The organism is Brevibacterium sp. XM4083, from assembly GCF_006489205.2.
Taxonomy (GTDB): Bacteria; Actinomycetota; Actinomycetes; order Actinomycetales; family Brevibacteriaceae; genus Brevibacterium.
In genome coordinates, this window is the sequence record NZ_VFYR02000003.1 from 647,527 (window position 1) to 667,798 (window position 20,272).

16 protein-coding genes and 1 pseudogene are annotated in these 20,272 nt (G+C 69.3%); 9 read left to right on the top strand and 8 right to left on the bottom strand.

What is annotated here, in order from left to right; translation table 11 throughout:
- Position 1 precedes the first annotated feature (1 nt).
- The 7 genes and pseudogenes from FJ887_RS12225 to nrfD all read left to right on the top strand — a co-directional run bounded on the left by FJ887_RS12225 (position 2) and on the right by nrfD (position 9,503).
- Positions 2 to 1,327 (top strand): isocitrate lyase/PEP mutase family protein, encoded by a 1,326-nt coding sequence (locus FJ887_RS12225; RefSeq protein WP_212743330.1) that lies wholly within the window; start codon positions 2 to 4, stop codon positions 1,325 to 1,327.
- A gap of 22 nt (positions 1,328 to 1,349) precedes the next feature.
- Positions 1,350 to 2,099, top strand: a complete 750-nt coding sequence (locus tag FJ887_RS12230; RefSeq protein ID WP_249356807.1) for an ABC transporter permease — start codon at positions 1,350 to 1,352, stop codon at positions 2,097 to 2,099.
- Between the two features lie 97 nt (positions 2,100 to 2,196).
- On the top strand, positions 2,197 to 2,607 hold the full coding sequence (trxA, locus tag FJ887_RS12235; RefSeq protein ID WP_137825903.1) for a thioredoxin: 411 nt from the start codon (positions 2,197 to 2,199) through the stop codon (positions 2,605 to 2,607).
- Between the two features lie 53 nt (positions 2,608 to 2,660).
- Complete coding sequence (locus tag FJ887_RS12240) at positions 2,661 to 3,383, top strand: class I SAM-dependent methyltransferase (RefSeq protein WP_249356806.1); 723 nt, start codon at positions 2,661 to 2,663, stop codon at positions 3,381 to 3,383.
- Between the two features lie 47 nt (positions 3,384 to 3,430).
- Positions 3,431 to 6,595 (top strand): annotated as a pseudogene (gene fdnG, locus FJ887_RS12245) (formate dehydrogenase-N subunit alpha); the annotation flags it as partial.
- Positions 6,596 to 7,041: 446 nt separating this feature from the next.
- Positions 7,042 to 8,139 (top strand): 4Fe-4S dicluster domain-containing protein, encoded by a 1,098-nt coding sequence (locus FJ887_RS12250; protein WP_137825900.1) that lies wholly within the window; start codon positions 7,042 to 7,044, stop codon positions 8,137 to 8,139.
- Positions 8,136 to 9,503: an NrfD/PsrC family molybdoenzyme membrane anchor subunit gene (gene nrfD / locus FJ887_RS12255; RefSeq protein WP_137825899.1), complete on the top strand. Its 1,368-nt coding sequence runs from the start codon at positions 8,136 to 8,138 to the stop codon at positions 9,501 to 9,503. The genes FJ887_RS12250 and nrfD overlap by 4 nt, the downstream gene beginning before the upstream one ends.
- Before the next feature lie 335 nt (positions 9,504 to 9,838).
- Here the strand turns inward: nrfD and FJ887_RS12260 are convergent, their stop codons facing one another.
- From FJ887_RS12260 to FJ887_RS12270, 3 genes are all read right to left on the bottom strand, one after another.
- Positions 9,839 to 10,237 carry a VOC family protein gene (locus tag FJ887_RS12260; protein ID WP_137825898.1) on the bottom strand — a complete coding sequence of 133 codons (399 nt, stop codon included), beginning with the start codon at positions 10,235 to 10,237 and terminating at the stop codon, positions 9,839 to 9,841.
- A 167-nt stretch (positions 10,238 to 10,404) separates the two neighbouring features.
- On the bottom strand, positions 10,405 to 12,048 hold the full coding sequence (locus FJ887_RS12265; protein ID WP_140955441.1) for an amidohydrolase: 1,644 nt from the start codon (positions 12,046 to 12,048) through the stop codon (positions 10,405 to 10,407).
- Positions 12,045 to 13,427 carry an MFS transporter gene (locus FJ887_RS12270; RefSeq protein ID WP_181365650.1) on the bottom strand — a complete coding sequence of 461 codons (1,383 nt, stop codon included), beginning with the start codon at positions 13,425 to 13,427 and terminating at the stop codon, positions 12,045 to 12,047. Before FJ887_RS12270 ends, FJ887_RS12265 begins: the two co-directional genes overlap by 4 nt.
- Positions 13,428 to 13,626: 199 nt before the next feature.
- Between FJ887_RS12270 and FJ887_RS12275 the strand changes: the two genes are divergently transcribed.
- The gene (locus tag FJ887_RS12275; RefSeq protein ID WP_137825896.1) at positions 13,627 to 14,229 is read left to right on the top strand and encodes a TetR/AcrR family transcriptional regulator; all 603 of its coding nucleotides are present in this window, start codon (positions 13,627 to 13,629) and stop codon (positions 14,227 to 14,229) included.
- A 6-nt stretch (positions 14,230 to 14,235) separates the two neighbouring features.
- Here FJ887_RS12275 and selD read toward each other — a convergent pair whose 3' ends face one another.
- On the bottom strand, positions 14,236 to 15,240 hold the full coding sequence (selD, locus tag FJ887_RS12280) for a selenide, water dikinase SelD (RefSeq protein ID WP_137825895.1): 1,005 nt from the start codon (positions 15,238 to 15,240) through the stop codon (positions 14,236 to 14,238).
- 96 nt (positions 15,241 to 15,336) lie between these two features.
- A complete protein-coding gene (locus FJ887_RS12285; protein ID WP_137825894.1) occupies positions 15,337 to 15,693 on the bottom strand; it encodes a nuclear transport factor 2 family protein in 357 nt (118 codons plus the stop codon).
- Between the two features lie 121 nt (positions 15,694 to 15,814).
- Here FJ887_RS12285 and FJ887_RS12290 point away from each other — a divergent pair, with 121 nt between their 5' ends.
- Positions 15,815 to 16,588, top strand: coding sequence for a helix-turn-helix domain-containing protein (locus tag FJ887_RS12290; RefSeq protein ID WP_171007059.1), 774 nt, complete (start codon positions 15,815 to 15,817; stop codon positions 16,586 to 16,588).
- Positions 16,589 to 16,630: 42 nt separating this feature from the next.
- Here FJ887_RS12290 and FJ887_RS12295 read toward each other — a convergent pair whose 3' ends face one another.
- From FJ887_RS12295 to FJ887_RS12305, 3 genes are all read right to left on the bottom strand, one after another.
- Positions 16,631 to 18,364, bottom strand: coding sequence for an FAD-binding oxidoreductase (locus FJ887_RS12295; RefSeq protein WP_137825893.1), 1,734 nt, complete (start codon positions 18,362 to 18,364; stop codon positions 16,631 to 16,633).
- Entirely contained in the window at positions 18,361 to 19,248 is an 888-nt protein-coding gene (locus FJ887_RS12300; protein WP_249356805.1) for a lysophospholipid acyltransferase family protein, read from the bottom strand. The genes FJ887_RS12295 and FJ887_RS12300 overlap by 4 nt, the downstream gene beginning before the upstream one ends.
- A gap of 133 nt (positions 19,249 to 19,381) precedes the next feature.
- On the bottom strand, positions 19,382 to 20,164 hold the full coding sequence (locus FJ887_RS12305) for an SDR family NAD(P)-dependent oxidoreductase (RefSeq protein WP_137825891.1): 783 nt from the start codon (positions 20,162 to 20,164) through the stop codon (positions 19,382 to 19,384).
- Between the last annotated feature and the right edge of the window lie 108 nt (positions 20,165 to 20,272).

A 20,272-nucleotide genomic window follows, 5' to 3' on the forward strand; every position in this document is an offset into this window, starting at 1 on the left:
TATGACTTCTCTCGAGGATCCCGCTCTCTCTGTTCCCCATGTTGCCGACGGTGCGCATGGCATGGCCTGGCTGCGCTCACACGTCGCCAGGTTCTGCGACGGCCCGGACCATGAGCGCCGTCGCGCCCACGCGGTTCGCCTGCTCGAGGCGATCGACCTCGCACATCTGCGTCGACCCGGCCATCCGGTGGCCACCTTGGCCGCTGCCCTCGGCATGCCTCGCGACGCTGTCGTCGACGTCGAGATCGCCGCAGCAGGCTACCAGCCTCATGAGCCGATCACTCCGCACACCGATGCCGCCGTCGAGCGCTTGGTCGCCGCCGCGGGTGGGGAACGGAACGAGGCGACCGCCGCCCGCATCGGGCTGCTCGTGCAGGCGTCGGGTGCGCTGACCGCGTGGGCGAAGGGCAGCGTACCCGCAGTCCCATTCACTCGCCGCCGCAGACCATCGGGCGAGGAGATCCTCATCGACCTCACCGATCATCCGTTCGGCGCCGGCAGACATGCGTGTCCGGGCGAGGAGCAGGCCCGCGCGCTCATGGACGGAGTGAACCGGTTCGCCGATCTGCATCGGGGGGATGAACCGCTGCTGCTGCCGAACGCCTGGGACTGTGCGTCGGCAACGGCCTTCGTCGCCGATGGGTATCCGGCGCTGGGCACGACGAGTCTCGGCGTGGCGGCCTCCCACGGACTGCCCGACGCTACAGGTGCCGCGTACCGGGAGACGATGGAGTTGGCGCGTCGCCTCAGCGTCCTCCCCGTCCCGGTCAGCATCGATGTCGAAGGCGGCTTCGGCCACGATCCCGCCGAACTCGCCCTCGACCTGTCCGTCATGGGCATCGCCGGGATCAACGTCGAAGACGGTCGCGGCGATCACCTCACCCGCGCCGCCGACCACGCGGCCGCGATCACAGCGATCAAGGACGCCGCCCCCGCGCTCTTCGTCAACGCGAGGGTCGACACCCACTGGCTCGGAGCAGCGCGCGACGAGACGGCGAGCCGCGTCCGGGCGTACGCCGAGGCGGGGGCGGATGGGGTCTTCGTTCCCGGTCTGAGAGAGGAGCGCACGATCGAGGAGCTCGTCGACCTCCTCGGCGACGTTCCCCTCAACCTGCTGGCGCAGCTGCCGTGGCAGCGGCTGCGCGACCTCGGAGTCGGTCGGGTGAGCACTGGATCCTGGCCGTTCCGCGCGGCCATCACTCAAGCGGCGGCCGCGGTGGCGGCCTATCGGGCCGGTGCGCACCCGCCGTCTGCACGGTCGTATGAGGAGATCGAACGGAGTCGAAAGGAGGTCTTCTCCGACCCGTGGCAGCCCGATCAGGGCTGAGCGACAGCCCTACACTGAGACGGTGACGCTCACCGAGGTTCTCCCCTTCCTGGCCGGCATCGCCGTTCTCGTCGTCCTCACGGTCACGATCCTCCGCATCGCCGAGGTGGGGCTCGGCTGGCTGCCCGTCGTCGCGATCGTGCGCGCCGTCGTCCAGCTCGCCCTCGTCGCCCTCCTCCTCTCCGGTGCACTCACTGCGTGGTGGGCGGTCGCGGCGTTCATCGGCCTCATGCTCACGACCGCCTCGCTGACCTCGCTGCGCCGGTCCCGCGAGGTGCCGCGCGGACCGCTCGGAGCCGTCGTCGGCGTCATCGTCGGAACCCTCGTCACGCTCGGGCTCGTCCTCGCCCTCGGTCTCGTCGATCTCCAGTTCGAGCGGGTCATCGCGATCGCCGGCATCGTCTCCGGCAACGCGATGACGGCGGCCACGCTCGCGATGCGCCGCTACGACGGCGAACTGCGCGGGGGCTGGGGTGAGGTCGAAGCGTGGCTGGCCGTGGGAGCGCAGCCGCGCCGGGCGACGAAGCGCCTGCGGCAGATCGCGGTCCGCGAGGCCCTGCTGCCCAACCTCGACCAGACGAAGAACACGGGTCTCGTCACTCTGCCCGGCGCCTTCGTCGGCGCGCTCTTCGGCGGCGCCTCCCCGCTCGAGGCGGCCCAGTTCCAGATCGTCGTCCTCGCCTCCCTCATGCTCGCCGGTGCGCTCACCGCCGTCATCGCCACGCAGATCGCCTCGGGCACAGCCCTCAAGCCCGTCGACCCCGCCGGGTAGGCGGGAGTGCTGCGTCGTGGACGACCCTGAGTCCCATTGCTCAAGACGGCAGGGAAACATGCAGGCAAAATGGAGGAACCGTCGTTAGACTGCCCGAATGTCTACGATCGAGATCACCCAGGACAACTTCGAGCAGACCATCACCGACAACTCCGTCGTCCTGCTGGACTTCTGGGCCGAATGGTGCGGCCCGTGCCGCCAGTTCGCCCCGGTCTTCGAGCAGGCCTCGACGCAGTACCCCGACATCGCCTTCGGCAAGATCGACACCGAGGACCAGCAGCAGCTCGCCGGCCTCTTCAACGTCACCTCGATTCCCACCCTCGTCGCGTTCCGCGACGGCATCGTCGTCTTCGCTCAGCCCGGTGCGCTCGCCGCCCCGCAGCTCGAGCAGGTCATCACCGCCGTCAACGACCTCGACATGGACGAGGTCCGCGCCGAGATCGCCAAGCGCGAAGCCGGCGAGGGCGCCGACTCCACCGCCGACGGCGCGCCCGGTCAGGGACAGTGACCGAGCACCACAGCCACACCGACCGGCCCGGGCCCCATGCCCGGGCCGCGTCTGTGTCCGCACCCGACACGGCAGCCGACACCGGGCAGGTGTCCGAATCCGGGCGGGTGCCCGGTTCCGTCGAGGAGTGGGAGAACCGCTACTCCGGCGCCGAGGCAGTGTGGTCGGGCCGTCCCAACGTCGCCCTCGTCGACGTCGTCACCGACCTCGACCTCACCCCGGGCCGCAGTCTCGACGTCGGTTCCGGTGAGGGCGCCGACGTCATTTGGCTCGCCGGCGGCGGCTGGCAGGCCGCCGGCATCGCCCTCTCGCCGACGGCGATCGCCCGCTCCCGAGCCGCCGCCGAGTCGGCAGGAGCGGACGCGGACTTCGCCGCCGCCGACCTCGTCGACTGGGCCACCGCAGACGACCACCGCGGCGCCTACGACCTCGTCACCGGATGCTTCCTCCACACCCGCCTGCCCGACACCCGCGCGGACCTCATGCGCCACCTCGGCGAGCTCGTCAGCCCCGGCGGGACGCTCATCCTCATCTCCCACGCCACGGTTCCGCCGTGGGCAGGCGGCGAGGCTTCAGAGCATGAGGGAGCAGGACACGAGCACCACGGGCTCGACGGCGACTTCGGCACGCCCGAGGAGGACTTCGCACTCCTCACCGACAGCGGAGGCGGACCATGGGAGCTTGTGCTCGCGGAGACGCGGAATCGGCCTGTGACCGGGCCCGATGGCACGGAGTCCGAGCTCGAGGACGGCATTCTCGTGGCAAGGAAAGTTTAGGCATTCTTCACTACACGCCGTAGAGAGTGCGGGGGTATGATGACGCCATGGCACGGTTCAGCTTTCTCGAGTGGCCGGTGCTGCGGCAGTTCCGTTCGTCCGATTCGACCGGACGCGGCGAGTCCGTGGTGTCAGAGCACACGCGCAACATCGTCCCGCGGACGACGACGTCCGACAAGGTCGTCCAGTCCGTCTGTCCGTACTGTGCCGTCGGCTGCGGGCAGCGGATCTTCGTCAAGGACGACAAGGTCGTCGGCATCGAAGGAGACCCCGACTCGCCGATCTCGCGCGGACGCCTCTGCCCGAAGGGCGCGGCGAGCGAACAGCTCGTCAACAACCCCTCCCGGCAGACCGAGGTGCTCTACCGCGCCCCGAAGGCCAAGGACTGGCAGAAGCTCGACCTGAACACGGCGATCGACATGGTCGCCGACCGGTTCCTCGAAGCCCGCCGCAACCACTGGGAGGACTTCGACGACCAGGGCCACCCCCTGCGTCGCACGATGGGCATCGCCAGCCTCGGCGGGGCGACCATCGACAACGAGGAGAACTACTTCGCGAAGAAGCTCTTCACCGCCGCCGGCGCGATACAGATCGAGAACCAGGCCCGCATATGACACTCCGCCACGGTTCCCAGTCTGGGAACCTCGTTCGGGCGCGGCGGCGCCACCCAGCCGGTGCAGGACATGGCGAACGCCGACTGCATCGTCATCCAGGGGTCGAACATGGCCGAATGCCACCCGGTGGGCTTCCAATGGGTGACTGAGGCCAAGGCCCGCGGTGCCCGGATCATCCACGTCGATCCGCGGTTCACCCGGACCACGGCGGTGGCCGACAAGCACGTCCCGATCCGGGCGGGCTCGGACATCGTCCTCCTCGGCGCGCTCATCAACCGGGTGCTGACCGACGGCCTCTACTTCGAGGAGTACGTCCGGTCGTACACGAACGCGACGAACCTCATCAGCGACAACTACCTCGACCCCGAGGACCTCGACGGACTGTTCTCCGGCTACGACCCGGCGACGAACTCGTATGACAACTCGACGTGGTCGTACCAGACCGATGAGGCCGGCGTCGCCCTGCGCGATCCCAACCTCACCGACCCGCGCAGCGTCTTCCAGATCCTCAAGCGCCACTACTCGCGCTACACCGCGGAAATGGTCGCCGAATCGTGCGGGATCTCGGAGTCGGACTTCGAGTACCTCCTCGAATCGATCACGACGAACTCCGGTCGCGAACGGACCACGTGCTTCGCGTACGCGGTCGGGTGGACGCAGCACAGCCTCGGCGCGCAGTTCATCCGCACCGCCTCGATCCTCCAGCTCCTGCTCGGCAACATGGGTCGCCCCGGCGGCGGCATCATGGCGCTGCGCGGACACGCGACGATCCAGGGTTCGACGGACATCCCGACGCTGTTCAACCTCCTGCCCGGGTACCTGCCGATGCCGAGCGCCGGCGTCCACGACACCTTCGACGACTACGTCGCCGCCGTCGGCACGCCCGAGACCCACAAGGGCTACTGGGCCAACGGCCGCAGCTACGCGACGAGCCTGCTCAAGGCCTGGTGGGGTGACGCGGCGACGCAGGAGAACGACTTCGCGTTCGACTACCTGCCGCGGATCAACGGCGCCCACGGCACCTACCAGACGCAGGTGCGGATGCTCAACGACGGCGTCGACGGGTACTTCCTCCTCGGCCAGAACCCGGCCGTGGGGTCGGCGAACGGGCGCATGCAGCGGATGGCGATGAGCCACCTCAAATGGCTCGTCGTCCGCGACTTCAGCCTCATCGAATCCGCCACCTGGTGGAAGGACGGCCCGGAGATCGAGACCGGGGAGCTGCGCACCGAGGACATCGACACCGAGGTCTTCTTCATGCCCGCGGCCAACCACACGGAGAAGGCGGGCACGTTCACGCAGACGCAGCGCCTCGTCCAGTGGCGGCACAAGGCGGTCAACCCGCCGGGTGAGGCGCAGAGCGAACTCGAGTTCTTCTACGAGCTCGGCAAGCGCATCCGCGCGAAGCTCGCTGACTCCGACGATCCGCGCGATCGCCCGCTCCTCGACCTGACGTGGGACTACCCGCTCGACGAGGACGGCGAGGTCGATCCCGAAGCGGTCCTCGCCGAGGTCAACGGCTACTACGTCGGCGGGGAGAAGGACGGGCAGCCGCTCGACGTCTACACGCAGATGCGCGACGACGGCACGACCGCCGGCGGCTGCTGGATCTACACCGGCATCTACTCCGGCGGCGTCAACATGGCCGCCCGCCGCAAACCGCGCACCGAGCAGGACGAGATCGCCTCCGAATGGGCGTGGGCGTGGCCGGCGAACCGCCGGATTCTCTACAACCGCGCCTCGGCCGACCCTGAGGGCAAGCCGTGGTCGGAGCGGAAGAAGCTCGTGTGGTGGGACACGGACAAGGCCCGCTGGGTCGGCGCCGACGAACCCGACTTCCCCGTCGAGCTCAACCCCGAAGCACACTCCGATGTGCCCTTCGGCGGTCCTAGTCAACTCGACGGCGACGACCCGTTCATCATGCAGGCCGACGGCAAGGGCTGGCTCTTCGCCCCCGGCGGCATGGTCGACGGACCCCTGCCCACGCACTACGAACCGCAGGAATCGACGATCGGCAACCCGCTCTACACGCAGCAGAACAATCCGCTGCGCAAGATCATGCGCCGGGAGGACAACCTGTCCGCCCCGGGCGCCGGGTTCCCCGGTTCCGAGGTCTACCCGTACGTGTTCACGACCTACCGTCTCACCGAGCACCACACGGCTGGCGGCATGTCCCGCTGGCTGTCCTACCTCTCGGAGCTCCAACCCGAGATGTTCTGCGAGGTCTCTCCGGAGCTCGCCGAAGAGGTCGGACTCGAACCCTACGGCTGGGCGACCCTGGTCTCCCCGCGGGCGGCGATCGAGGCCCGGGTCCTCATCACCGAGCGGATGACACCGCTGAAGATCGGCGGCAAGTGGGTCCACCAGATCGGCCTGCCCTACCACTGGGGCGTCGGCGGCAAGGGCGCATGGGTCGACGGCGATTCGGCCAACGACCTCCTCGGCGTGACGATGGACCCCAACGTCTTCATCCAGAACGGCAAGTACGTCGCCGGCACCGCCCTGCCGGGCAGGCGGCCGCGCGGACCCGAGCTCGTCGACTTCGTCGAGAAGTACCAGCGCGAGGCCGGGCTCACCCCGGAGTCGGGCAACGAACTCGTCACGGTTCCGCCCGAGGTCGTCGACCGCGCCGCCGAGGCGAGCTCTCCGGCGCACACGGGTGGGCACAACGAACGCGGAGGCGACTCCGCGGTCGGCGTCACCCCCGGTCGCACGTACGGAGCCGACGAATCCGAGGACTCCGGGACCGCCTCGGCGAAGGGCTACAGCGCACCCACGGATTCCGGGGACTCCGCAGGCAGCGGAGCCGGCGCCAGCGGTGCGCCCGAGGGCGCCGGCGATCGTGAGTCCGGAGGTGAGCAGCCGAACAAGCGGGTCGACGCGAACTACGCCGTCGACGGGGATCCCACCGACGGTGACCCGCACTTCGGCTACGACGCCGAGGGCAACCCGTACACGCCGGTCGATCCCGAGCAGCCCGCGAACGCGTGGGAGTACGAGAAGAACGCGCGCAGGAGAGCAGAACAGGAAGAGGAGGAGAACTGATGTCGGCACCGACGCTGGATTCCGGCACCGTCGCGGACGGCCATTGGCATGAGACGACGCAGAATCGCAAGGGATTCTTCACCGATACCTCGATCTGCATCGGCTGCAAGGCCTGCGAGGTCGCCTGCAAGGAGTGGAACCACAACCCGCAGGACGGGAACTTCGAGATCCTCGGGATGTCGTATGACAACACCGGTGAGCTCGGCGCGAACACGTGGCGCCATGTCGCCTTCGTCGAACAGGGCAAGGAGCAGATCGAGGCGGCCAGGGAATCTGGGCGCAAGCTCGTCAACCTCGGCATGCCCTCGATCAGGCCGCGCACCGATGAGACTTCGGGTCCGCAGCCGGTGGGCGGCGGACTGCCGTCGTCACCGCAGCTCGACGTCGATCTCCTCGCCCCCGGCGCGCTCGACCCCGTCGACTTCGACGGTGTCGACACGACGCCGCCGGACACCGCGGACTTCCGCTGGCTGATGTCCTCCGACGTGTGCAAGCATTGCACGCACGCCGGCTGCCTCGACGTGTGCCCGACCGGTGCGCTCTTCCGCACCGAGTTCGACACCGTCGTCGTCCAGGCCGATGTCTGCAACGGCTGCGGCACCTGCGTGGCCGGGTGTCCGTTCGGCGTCATCGAACGCCGTGACGACGGCACGATCCGCCCGCCCACGGATCGCAGCGGGGAGGAGTACCCGCTCGACACCGAGGACATCCCGAACATGCACACGGCGAACAAGTGCACGCTCTGCTACGACCGCCTCGTCGAGGGCCAGACCCCGGCCTGCGCGCAGACGTGCCCGACGACGTCGATCAAGTTCGGCGACCGCGAGGACATGGTCGCCCAGGCCCACGAGCGGGTCGCCGATCTCCACGCGAAGGGCCTCACCGAGGCGCGCCTCTACGGCGCGAACCCGAACGACGGGGTCGGCGGCACCGGATCGGTCTTCCTCCTCCTCGACGAACCCGAGGTCTACGGCCTGCCGCCGGACCCCCGGGTCGCGACGAAGGACCTGCCCGCGATGTTCGCCACCGCCGGCATCGCCGCCCTCGGCATGATCGCCGCGGCCGGCCTGTCCTTCCTCGGGAGCAAGCGTTCATGAGCTCATCCGTTTACGATTCGTACCGTCCCCCCGAGCCCGAAGGCGGCCGGAAGAAGCGTCGCCGAGGCGGTCGCGGGGGATCCGGGTCCGGCTCCGGTGGTTCCGGTGGGCAGGGCTCCGGTGGAGGCTGGCAGAACCGCGGCGCCGACGGCGGCCGCGAGATGCCGATGGTCGAGGACGTCGAGTTCACCTCGTACTACGGTCGCCCGATCGTCAAACCGCCGCCATGGGGTCATGAGATCTCGCTCTACCTCTTCCTCGGCGGGCTGGCCGGCGGGTCGACGCTGCTCGGCCTCGGCGCCCAGTTGAGCGACCGGCCGGGCATGCGCACGGCCACCCGGCTCACCGCGATCGGCGCGACGGCTCTCGGCGGCGCGGCGCTCGTCAAGGACCTCGGTCGCCCCGAGCGCTTCATCAACATGATGCGCGTGGTCAAGGTGTCCTCCCCGATGAGCCTCGGCACGTGGATCCTCTCGGGCTTCGGCGTCGGTGCCGGTGTCACCTCGGTCATCGAGGTCGACCGGCTGACGAAGGAGATCCTGCCGCTGGGACCGCTGCGCAAGGTCCTCCACGCCCTCGAACTGCCCGCGGCCCTCGAGTCCGCGCTCTTCGCGACTCCGCTGGCCGCGTACACGGCGGTCCTCCTCGGCGACACGGCGGTGCCGACGTGGAATGCCGCTGGCCGCAATGGGCTGCCGTTCGTCTTCGTGTCCTCGGCGTCGTTGGCCGCCGGCGGTGCGGCGATGGCGCTCTCACCTGTGCGCGAGGCCGAACCGGCGCGTCTGCTCGCGCTCATGGGCTCGGCCGGCGACCTCTATGCGATGTCGCGGATGAAGAAGGGCATGCACCCCGTCGAGGTCGAGCCGATGGAGGAGGGCGAACCCGGCCACAAGCTCCACCGCGCCGAGAAGCTCCTCATCGCCGGGGCGGTCGGCGCGGCCGTCGTCGAGGTGGGGGCGCGGATCTTCGCGAAGAAGCTCGGTAGCCGGACCGGCGACACGGCGTTGCGCGGAATCAAGGGCGTCGCGAAGACGGCGGCCACCGGCGTCGCCGGTCTCACGGCATCGGGTGTCGCGCAGGCCGTGGCCAAGGGCGTCGCCGGACGGGCGGTCGCCTCCGGCGCTGCCACCGTCGCGGCGAACAAGGCGGGACGCAGCTGGAAGGTCCGTGCACTGCTGCGGACATTGTCCGTGGTCAGCGGTACGGCACTCGCGGCAGCCTCGGCGTACACGCGCTTCGGGATGCTCGAGGCCGGCATCGATTCGACGAAGGATCCGCGCTACGTCATCGAACCGCAGCGCGCCCGCCTCGAGGAACGCCGCGCCCAGGGCATCACCGACGACTCGATCACCACCGGCTGGTAGCCGGCCGCGGGGCGGTGCGCCGCCCCGCGGGAAGTCGGCGTGTGCAACCGGCTTGAGGGCCCATCAGGCGTCGCGGCGCAGGTGGGACGGTAGGCACCACCGTGGCGGAGCCGCGCACTCAGCGGCATGAGCGGATAAGTCCCGGTCAGAGGAACAGAAGTGCAACGGTGACCAGGGTGACGAGGACCTGGATTGTGCCGGGCCACCAGGGAAAGGTCATGTACGGCCTCCGAGGAGGCTCTAGCCGGGACTGGCAGGCGGAGCAACAGGCAGGCACCGAGCACCACCCGACAATGGGCAGGATCGGTCGCGCGAACGCAGCCTGAGGTGGAGCCTCACCCCGGATCCGTCGCCACCCCTGCTGCGTCGGCGCCGGCCGGTTCCCAGAGCTGGACGACATTGTCTTCCGGGTCGGTCAGGGTCGCGAACCTGCCGTTGGGATAGATCTCCGGATCGACGTCCACCACGATGCCGGCCTGCCGCAGCTGCGAGACCATCAGGTCGAGGTCGGCGACGCGAAAGTTCACCGACCAGGTCTTGTGCGGTCCACCGAAGTGATCCGAGTCCGCGGGCATCGCCGCGAACACGGTCGGGCCGGACTGCTGCCACCACGACGGCGTGTCGTAGGTCTCGGGGGGTGCCTCGACTCCCAGGTGCCGTTCGTACCAGGCGGTCAGCTCATCGGGCCGCTCAGCGCGAAAGAAGACCCCACCGATACCGGTCACACGTTCCATGCGCTTCTCGCTTCCGTCGTTGAGCTCCGGATGGTCCGCCGTTCGGGGCAGTCTAGTTCACTCTGGCTGTTTGTGAAGCCCCGCATTCCTTCGCGCGCCTCGGATCGTCCCGACCGTGCCCGCTGGCGAGAAACCCACCCGCCAGGTGTCTGCGCACCGTTCGCGAGCTACTCGCGCGTCGACGCCGCGCTGCCGGCGACGAGTTCGCCGTCGACGTAGGTCCGCAGGACCGTCGACTCGAGGAGGTCGTCCGGGTCGCCGGTGAACGGGTTGACGTCGAGGACGACGAGATTCGCGCGACCACCGGGCACGATCCGCCCGATCCCATCGCCGAACTCGCCCGCCACTGCCCCCGCGAGGGTCAGCCCCTCAAGAGCCTGACCCGGGGTGAACGCTCTCTCCGGGTGATAGACGGCAGATCCCGGGCTGAGCGCTGACCGTGTCGTCAGCGCGATGAAGAGATTGTGCGCCGCCTCGAGGGGAGCCGTGGGCGCATCGGTTCCGAGCGCGATCCGCACCCCCGCGTCGCGGAACTTCTGCCAAGGGAAGCCGGTCTCCGCGCGCTCGTCGCCGAGCATCGCCATCCAGTTGTCCATGATCGCCGGATCGCAGTGGACCGGCTGCAGCGACGCGACGACGCCGAGCGCGGCCATGCGGCGGATCGTGTCATCCGTGACGGACTCGAGATGCTCGATGCGCGGGCTGCGCAGCCGCGGACCATTCGCCCGCCCGCATTCCTCGACGAGGTCGAGCGCGATCTCGCTCGCATGATCGCCGATCGCGTGCATCGCCAGCTGCAGACCGGCGGCATCGGCGGCCACGGCCACCGGTGCGGCGGTCTGATACGACCAGATCGCCTCGGCGTTCGTCCCATTCGCATACGGCGCCCGCATCGCCGCGGTGCACGCGTCGATGACGCCGTCGAGGATGAACTTCACCCCGGCCAGGCGGAACCACTCGGAGCCGTCCAGCGCGGCCACCTGGTCGCGCACCTCGACCGCTCGCGTGACCTGGGAGAGATCCCGTTCGGGATCACCGGTGGGACGGAGGAGCCAATGCGCCGTGACGGGGAACGGCAGGCGGCCGTCGCGCTCGAGCAGGCGGACGACGGCGGCGAGCTCGGGCTCGCCGAGCGCCATATCGGTCGCCGCGGTCACCCCGCTGTGCAGGTAGGCCTCGAATGCCGTGTCGAGGAACCGCTCACGGTCGGCGGCCGTCGTGATCTCATCGAGATAGGACCACACGTACTCGATCGCCGCGGTCTCGAGCATGAAGCCCGTCGCCTGCCCGTCGGCGTCGCGGACGATCTCCCCACCGGGAGGATTCGGCGTCTCTGCCGTAATGCCCATCGCCTCGAGCGCCGCAGTGTTGACCCAGGAGGAGTGGACGTCGTTCGAGTCGAGGATGACGGGAATGTCGTCGATGACCTCGTCGATCATCGCCGCCGTCGGCTGCCCGCCGGGAACGGCGTCGAACATCCAACTCGCGCCGAGGAGGTACGCCGCCTCCGGCTGCGCGCTGCGGGCCGCCCGCAGTCGTTCCTGGATCTCGCTCAGGCTTCCGGCGTCGCGCAGCTGCACCTTGTCCAGGGTCTGCCCGAGCATCGCCAGATGCGTATGCGCCTCGACGAATCCGGGGGACACGAGCGCACCGTCGAGGTCGACCACCTCGGCGTCTTCACCGGCGATCGCCCGGACGGTGGCCGCGTCACCGACGGCGAGGATCCGTCCCGCCTCAAAGGCGACGGCCTCGTGGAGCGGGGCATCGGCGCTGCCGGTGAAGACGGTGGCATTGGTGAGGACGGTGGTCATGATGTCCTTTCGGTCTTGTCGGAGGCGGAGTCGCTGGGGGTGGCGTTCCGTCCGTCAGTGGCGTCGGTGGCGGAGTCCGAGTCGGAGGCGTCAGCGGTGGTGGAGGAGTCGGTCGTGGTGGCGGTCGCCTCGGTGGTGGGAGTGTCCGCGGTCGACGGATCCGCAGGCGGCGGTGAGTCCTCGCCGAGGTGGGTCAGGGTGCGTTCGACGCGCGTCGAGACGCGGGCGATGAGCACCGTGGGGATGACGACGACGAAGCTGACGATGCCCATGATCAGCCCGAAGGTGGGGATGCCGACGGTGTCGATGACCCATGCGCCGAGCAGCGGAGCGAAGCTCGATCCGACGATGTAGGCCCCGACGAGGGGACCCGACCAGTACCCGCGGGCGTCGAGTCCGGCGGCGGTGGCGATGAAGAGGACGAACGCGAACGCGTAGATCGTGTTGACGACGACGATGAGCACAGCCAGGGTCTGCGGATCGGTCGTCATGCCGATCCAGATCTTCGTCACCCCGCCGAGGATGAGCGCGACGGCCAGCGGCACCGCTCGCCCGATCCGGGTGCCGAAGAGCATGACGATGAGCATCGCCGCTGCCCCGCAGCCGGCGGCGGCGCTGAGGGCGAAGCCGAGGGACTGCTCGCTCAGGCCGACGGAGTCACCGAGGACCGGGGCGAGTGTCCACACGGAGTCCTCGCTCGTGCCCCAGAGGGGAAAGATGATGAGGATGCCGATGCCGGCGAGCACGACCTTCCGGGGCGCGCGGGTGCCGGCGGGGGACTCGGCGGCGATGACCGCCGATGAGTAGTCGGGAGTGGCCGGCAGCCAGATCGTCACGGCGAGGCTGAGGGCCGACAGCAGCGCCAGCGCCCCGAACACTGTGAACTGGGCGAGGCCGATCGCCGGGATGACCCCGAGGACGACCATGACGAGGAGGCGATTGACGACGCCGCTCGTCGCGCTCACCCGGTTGGGGTTCTCGATCGCGGCGATCGCGGCCCCCGAGGTCGAGATCGCCGCGCCCACCCCGGCACCGCCGGCGATGAGTCCGGCGACGACGATCGTGGGGCTGCCGATGAGCGCCGCGGCGAGGAAGCCGATGATGGCGATGACGAGTCCGACCACGGCGATCGTGCGGCGGTGGCGTCCTGCCGCCGGGCGCGAGGTCCCCAGTCCGACGAGCGCCGAGGCCAGCAGCGCCCAGGTGAGGATGTTGCCAGCGGCGATGACGTCGAAGCCGATGTCCTCGAGGACGGCGAGGACGAGGGGAGCAAGGTTGGCGAGCATGAGTCCGGCGAGGGCGACGAGGAAGACCGCCGCGCCGTTGCGCAGTCCGAGCGGGACGCGGGGATCGTCGACGGGTGCGGGTGCTGTGCTCATGAAGTGGCCCCTTTGCCGGTGTCGCGGTGCCGATGGCGGCACTCATTGACTAAACGAAAAGTTTTCGGTTACCTAGAATGGTGCACGTCGGCTCGAGAGCTTGTCAATCGCATCGTCGCCGGACCCGGCACTCGCTCCGTAGTGAGCAGGCGCGGAGTCGCACGCAGTCGCAGAGTCGCGAGAAGGAGGAGAGTGCGCCATGGCCCGACCGACGTCCCCGCTGCTGAGCCGGGAGAAGATCGCGCTCGCCGCCATCGAGATGCTCGATGCCGGTGAGGAGCTGAGGATCCAACCGCTCGCGAAGCGCCTCGGGGTCTCCCTCTCCTCGCTCTACCACCACGTCGACGGACGTGACGGAATCGTCCATGCGATGCGCGAGGTCCTCAACGGCGACTACGACCTCGTCACCCTCACCGACGCGGCGTGGCAGGACTCGCTGCGGGCCGGCGTCGGGTCACTCTGGCGCCTCTACGCCGACCATCCGCGGGTGATGATCCATCTCCTCGGGGTGACGATCGACGAACCCGCGACCCTGCGACTCTATGAAGCGCTCCTTGAGATCCTCCGCCGCGCCGGCCTGCCCGAGGACGAACTGCTCACGACCCTCGAAGTCCTCGACGCGTTCGCGTTCGGGGTCGCCCTCGACGCCCTGTCCCCGAATCAGATCTTCGCACCGGGAGATCCGAGCTCACCGCTGGCCGAACTCGCCACCGGCCATCCGACCGGTGCAGAGCGCAACCGACTCGTCTACGACCGCGGGCTCGATCTCCTCATCGCGGGCATCGAGGCACGGGTGAGCTGACCCGGTTCAGCGAATCCGGATGCCCGAGCCGGCGACGGTCTCCCCGATGATCGGGTGCCCCGGCAGCTCCCCGACGACGAGGAGGCCGCCGGAGGTCTGCGCATCCGCGAGCAGGAGGAGGTCCGCCTCGGTGACGGTGTCATCCGCGGTCAGGTGCGGCCGCACCCAGTCGAGATTGCGCCGGGTCCCGCCGGAGACGAAGCCCGCGGCGATCGACTCATCGACCCCGCCGAGGCGGGGCACCGCAGCCGCGTCGATGACCGCACCGATCCCGGAGGCCCGGCCCATCTTGAACAGGTGGCCGAGCAGCCCGAACCCGGTGACGTCGGTGGCCGCGCGGATGCCGGCGGCCACGGCCGCCCGCGAGGCGTCCGCGTTGAGCTGCGTCATCGTCGCGATCGCCTCGTCGAAGACCTCCCCGGTCTGCTTGTGCCGGTTGTTGAGAATCCCCACCCCGATCGGCTTCGTCAGGGTGATCGGCAGTCCCGCCTCGGCGGCGTCGTTGCGCATGATCGCCTCGGGATGGGCGATGCCGGTCACGGCCATCCCGTACTTCGGTTCGGGATCGTCGATCGAATGCCCGCCGGCGACGGGGCAGTTCGCCTGCCCGGCGACATCGAGACCGCCGCGCAGCACCTCGGTGAGCAGCTCCATAGGCAGCGTCTCCCGCGGCCACCCGACGAGGTTGATCGCCGTGACCGGGGTCCCGCCCATCGCGTAGATGTCCGAGAGCGCGTTGGCTGCTGCGATCCGACCCCAGTCGTAGGCGTCGTCGACGACGGGGGTGAAGAAGTCCGCGGTGGAGAGGACCGCGAGATCCTCGCGGATGCGCACCGCCGAGGCGTCGTCGCCGTCATCGAGACCGACGATGACCTCGGGGTGCGTCTGCCCGGTCAGCCCGCGGACCGCGTCCTCGAGCTCACCGGGCGGGATCTTGCACGCACAGCCGCCGCCGTGAGCGAACCCGGTGAGGCGGTACTGTGCGGTCTCGAGCGTCTCCGAGGTGTCCATGTGCGCGAGCCTAGCAGGGGGACGGCCCCGGCAGTCAGGGTGGCGGAGACGCCCCCGGCCGGTGCCGCGTGGGCACCGGCCGGAGGCCTCGGGTGCTCAGGCCGAGTCCGGCACCCTGTCGAGGAACCCGCGCACATCCTCGATCCGGCCATCGTCATCGATGACGATGACGTCGAAGCCGATGATGACAGGTTCCGCGCCTTCGGGCCCCAGGCCCCAACGGAAGCGAACCTGGTCATGGTGGCCGTCCGGATCTCCGAGCGGGGTGAAGACGAAGTCCGGGAACTGCGACTGCGTGCTGTCGATGAGGGCGTCGATGCCTCCGCGGCCTCCGACCTGCGACAGCGGATCGCAATAGCTGAGGTCGGCAGAGAAGTGACGCTCGAGCAGTGCCTGCCGGTCGTCCCGGGTGGAATTCCACGTCGCGATGTAGGCGTCGATGATCTGCTGCATGATGGCTCTCCTTGAGTGTTCGGCGTGCAGGAACATCACCCATGATTTCGCCGCATCCGTGCCGTGGCCATGACCTCCGAGGTCATGGATGACGGGTTCGGCGCGCACCTACACTGGCGACATGGACACGGTGGCGAAGGTGCATTCGGTGGGGGACATGCTGCGGTGGTGGCGGGAGCAGCGGCGCTTCAGCCAGCAGGAGCTGTCGAATCTCTCCACCGTCTCGACCCGCCACCTGAGTCGGGTCGAGACCGGGCGTGCCCACCCCACTCCCGAGATGATCGACTTCCTCGCGGAGAACCTCGATGTGCCGTTGAGAGAGCGCAATCGGCTGCTGCTGGCCGGCGGCTATGCACCGAAGTACTCAGAGACGGACCTCGACGACGCCTCCCTGTCCGTGGTGATGACCGGCCTGCGAGATCTCCTCGATGCGCACGCACCGTACCCGGCTCTGCTCCTCGACGAGCAGTGGACGATCATCGACGCCAATGACGCGGTCGCTGACCTGCTGGCCGGCTGTGACCCCGAGCTGCTCGAACCACCGGTCAATGCCGTCCGTCTCAGCGTCCATCCCCGCGGCCTGGCCCCGCGCCTGGAGAACCTGTCCGAGTGGGCCGCCCACCTCTACCACCAGGTGCTGCGGCGCGGGCAGCGCACATGCGACGTGCGACTCAGGGCTCTCGCCGACGAGATCTGCGAACTCATCGGAGAGACACCCCGCGCGGAGGCTCCGGCCGGTCCCGTGGTCGCGATGTCCCTGCGCGCCGAGACAGGAGTGCTCAAGCTGTTCAGCACCAGCGCCCAGCTCACCACCGCCGCCGACACCGCCCTCGAGGGTCTGCGGCTGGAGACGTTCCTGCCTGCGGATGCCCTCACCCGTCGGCACTTCACGTAGGAGCCGGGACGATAGCCTGCGGGCTGAGTCAGTCAACGGCGGTCAGTCAACACCCGCGGACTCGACGTCCGCCTCGGCGACGATCTTGCCGGGGTTGAGATTCCGGCCCGGATCGCTCGCGCGGAAGAGCGAGTCGACGATGAACGCCCCGGCGGGGGTGACGTCGTCGACGATCCACGGCCGGTGCTCGGTGCCGACCCCGTGATGGTGGGAGAGCCCGCCGCCGGAGTCGATGAACTCCTGCTGCACGGCGTCCTTGACGAACTGGTACTCCGTCAGCGCGGTGTCCTCGCGGCTGTAGGGGACGGCGAACGTGAAGTAGAGGCACGCCCCGCCGTGATAGCTGTGGGACAGGTGGCAGAACATGAAGCCCGGCCCGCCCTGCGCCCGACGCACCTGCTCGAAGCGCTCGTGGACGCGGGCGTGCATCGTCTTGAGGTTCGCCCAGCTCACCCCGGTCTCGCAGACATCGCCGAAGACCTTGTAGTTGAGGAGGAAATCGCGCAGGTACGGGGTGTCGAACTTCTTCTGGTCGTAGATCGCTCCCGGCCCGGTGCCCAGGCTGATCCCACCGCGACCCGAGACGATCCGCTTGACCTCGGCCCGCTCCCGCGCGACGTGCTCCTTCGACCCCTCGAAGCAGACGTAGGACAGGCACATCCCTTCCGTCGTGTCCCAGCCGCGGGCGCGCAGATACGCGAAGAGGGCATCCTGACCACGGGCGCTGACCTTGGATTTCACCGAGGTCGGCTGCGAGACCATGGCGAGGCTGAAGCGCGTCTCGGGTCCGTCGGAGAGCCGGGTGAAGGTGGGGCTGACCTCGGAGCGCGCGATGTCGTGCATCGCCTCGACGCCTGACGCCCAATCCGGGTAGAGGTACGCGACGACCTCCCTGACCTCGGGCCGGCGGTGGATCTGGACCGTGCATTCGGTGATGACGCCGAGGCGGCCCTCACTGCCGAGGATCATCTCGTGGACCGACGGGCCGGAGTCGCGACCCGGGATCGGCTTGCTCACGACGACACCGCGGGGATGGACGACGCGCATCCCCCGCACGATGTCCTCGATGTCACCGTACTTATCCGATTGCATCCCCGATGAGCGGGTCGCCGCCCACCCGCCGAGGGTCGAATAGCTGAACGAGTCGGGGAAGTGCCCCATCGTCCAGCCGCGGAGGTTGAGCTGCTCTTCGAGGTCGGGACCGTAGGCGCCGGCCTCGACCCGGGCCAGCCCCGAGTACTCGTCGACGTCGAGGACCCGGCGCATCCGTCCGAGGTTGAGCGAGACGATGGGGCGGGTCTCCGCCGGATCCGGGGTGACCGATCCGGAGATGCACGACCCGCCGCCGTAGGGGATGAGGACGAGGTCGTGTGCGAGGACGATGTCGAGGACCGCTGTGACCTCGTCCTCGCTGCCGGGATGGACGACGACATCGGTGAGCCGCGGCATGATCCCGTTGCGCACCCGGTAGAGGTCGGGCAGGGAGCGGCCGAACGAGTGGACGATGCGCAGCTCGTCATCAGTGCTGACGTTGTCGGCTCCGACCGCTTCGGCGAAGGAGGCGAGGAGGTCAGCGGGCAACCGTGACGCGGGCGCGTCGACGTCGGCGAGGTCCGGAGTGCGCGGGCGCGGGGCGTTCCACAGGTCGAGCCCGACCTTCTCCTTCGCGATCGCCGCGAACGCCGGCTTCGTCTCCCAGCGGAACTCGACGCCGTCGGCGCCCCAGCCCCACCAGCGATGCCGCCTGACGTCCTCCGCTCTGACCGGTGCGCTCAATTCCTCATCCTCTCATCCGTGCTTTCGCCGAGGCGGCCCCGAGTCCGCGACCGATGACGGCGGGGGCTCGGGGCGGTCGTCCAATGGTGCTGCGTGGTCTGCTTGTCCGGCTCCGGGGCATGAGTGGGGATGCGCGGCTCTTCGCCGGGCGCGAGCTTCTCATGCCGGTGCGCGAGGCGGGGCACCCCGATGGCGTCGGCTCCGGAGTCGAAGAGCTCCTCGACGAGGCACTGGACGCGGGCGGTGAGCGCCGGCAGGGATTCCCCGGGCCGGGGGATGACGGGTTCGCCGAAGACGATGCGCACCGGCGGTCGGCCGGGCACCGGCCAGTTCGCTCCCTTGGGCATCGCCTCGAACCCGCCGACGACGGCGGCCGGAACGATCTGCACCCCGGCATCGACGGCGAGCTTGACGGCCCCGACCTTGAAATCGGCGATGACGCGGCCCTGCTGCCGACCGCCCTCGGGGAAGAGGAGGACGGGGACGCCTGCGCGCAGCAGCGCCCGCGGGACCTCGGAGCTGCCGCGCGAGCCCTCCCGGTAGACGGGGAAGGCGTTGAAGAGGCTGCGGACGAAGAGCCGCTTGTGCCAGGCGGTGAAGAAGTAGTCGTAGGCGACGCCGGTGGAGAGGAAGCGCGCCTGCCGGTGGGGCAGGCTCTGGGCGATGAGCGGAGCGTCGAGATGCGAGGTGTGGTTCGCGATGACGAGGTAGCCCTCGGTCAGCCCGCGGACCCGCGGTTCGATCCGCACCGTCGGCGAGATCGTCGAGACGACGAGGGCGCGGAAGAGGACGCGCTGGAGGAGAGCGCGCAACAGCGCACGGGGTCGGGAGCGGTACTTCTCCGTCGACACCGGCGTGCGAGGTGGGGACGTATCAGAGGTCATCACCCGCTGTTCGGAGCCGACCGCGGTTCTGGATGCCGCCTCGGCGGGAGAATTCCTCCGGCGTGAACTCAGCGGCCCTGACTGCGGCCCCGACTGCGATCCCGGACCCGACGGATCCCGCCGGCCCACGCCCTCATTCCTCCTCATTCCGCCGCGAGGTGAGCAGGGCGGAGAGCCGGTGGATGACGGGACGAGGAGTTGCGCGCAGGGCTGCGACGATGGCCTTCCACCTCAGTTGGGGGACGCTCACGGTGCGGCCGCGGGCGACATCGCGCAGGCATTCCTCGACGAGGTCGTCGGCATCGAGCCAGAGGAGATCGGGGATCGAGGTGCCGGCGATGCCGGCGCGCGCGTGGAATTCGGTGCGCACCCATCCGGGCACGAGAGCGGTGACGGTCACTCCCGTCCCCGCCGTCTGCACCGACAGCGACTCGGAGTAGTTCTGCGTCCACGCCTTGATCGCGGTGTAGTTGTTCTGGGTGAGCCCGGCGCTCACCGAGCACACGTTGATGATCCAGCCGCGTCCGCGCAGGGCCATCGCGCGGGCGGCCGCACCACCGAGGACGAGCACCGTCCGCTGCATGACCTCGAAGCCCCGATCATGCTGCCGCAGGTCGGGGTCGAGCAGACTCGAGCGGACGGAGAACCCGGCATTGCTGACGAGGATGTCGATCGGCGGCCGCGAGCCCGGAGCCTCGATGCGCTCGGCGACCTCGGCCTGGGCCGCGCGGTCGGAGAGATCGGCGACGATGGTCTCGATGGCGACCCCGCTGCCGTCGCGCAGCTCCGCCGCGAACTCCTCGAGCCGGTCGCGATTCCGGGCGACGAGCACGAGGTCGACCCCGCGAGCGGCGAACGCGCGCGCGAACGCGGCGCCGATGCCCGCGGTGCCGCCGGTGATGAGAGCAACATGCATACTTGTCACGATACAGTGACGCGGGTCATACTCGCAGGTGACTGCGCAATGACTTCGCCCGTGGTCCCATCCGATTCGGCCGTGACTCCGAATCAGACTCCGATACCG

Coding starts and splice junctions, on each gene's coding strand:
- FJ887_RS12265 (WP_140955441.1), bottom strand. CDS start 12,048: ATGACCACCGTCCTCACCAATGCCACCGTCTTCACCGGCAGCGCCGAT.
- FJ887_RS12300 (WP_249356805.1), bottom strand. CDS start 19,248: ATGACCTCTGATACGTCCCCACCTCGCACGCCGGTGTCGACGGAGAAG.
- FJ887_RS12305 (WP_137825891.1), bottom strand. CDS start 20,164: ATGCATGTTGCTCTCATCACCGGCGGCACCGCGGGCATCGGCGCCGCG.
- FJ887_RS12250 (WP_137825900.1), top strand. CDS start 7,042: ATGTCGGCACCGACGCTGGATTCCGGCACCGTCGCGGACGGCCATTGG.
- FJ887_RS12285 (WP_137825894.1), bottom strand. CDS start 15,693: ATGCAGCAGATCATCGACGCCTACATCGCGACGTGGAATTCCACCCGG.
- FJ887_RS12225 (WP_212743330.1), top strand. CDS start 2: ATGACTTCTCTCGAGGATCCCGCTCTCTCTGTTCCCCATGTTGCCGAC.
- selD (WP_137825895.1), bottom strand. CDS start 15,240: ATGGACACCTCGGAGACGCTCGAGACCGCACAGTACCGCCTCACCGGG.
- FJ887_RS12260 (WP_137825898.1), bottom strand. CDS start 10,237: ATGGAACGTGTGACCGGTATCGGTGGGGTCTTCTTTCGCGCTGAGCGG.
- FJ887_RS12275 (WP_137825896.1), top strand. CDS start 13,627: ATGGCCCGACCGACGTCCCCGCTGCTGAGCCGGGAGAAGATCGCGCTC.
- FJ887_RS12270 (WP_181365650.1), bottom strand. CDS start 13,427: ATGAGCACAGCACCCGCACCCGTCGACGATCCCCGCGTCCCGCTCGGA.
- nrfD (WP_137825899.1), top strand. CDS start 8,136: ATGAGCTCATCCGTTTACGATTCGTACCGTCCCCCCGAGCCCGAAGGC.
- FJ887_RS12290 (WP_171007059.1), top strand. CDS start 15,815: ATGGACACGGTGGCGAAGGTGCATTCGGTGGGGGACATGCTGCGGTGG.
- trxA (WP_137825903.1), top strand. CDS start 2,197: ATGTCTACGATCGAGATCACCCAGGACAACTTCGAGCAGACCATCACC.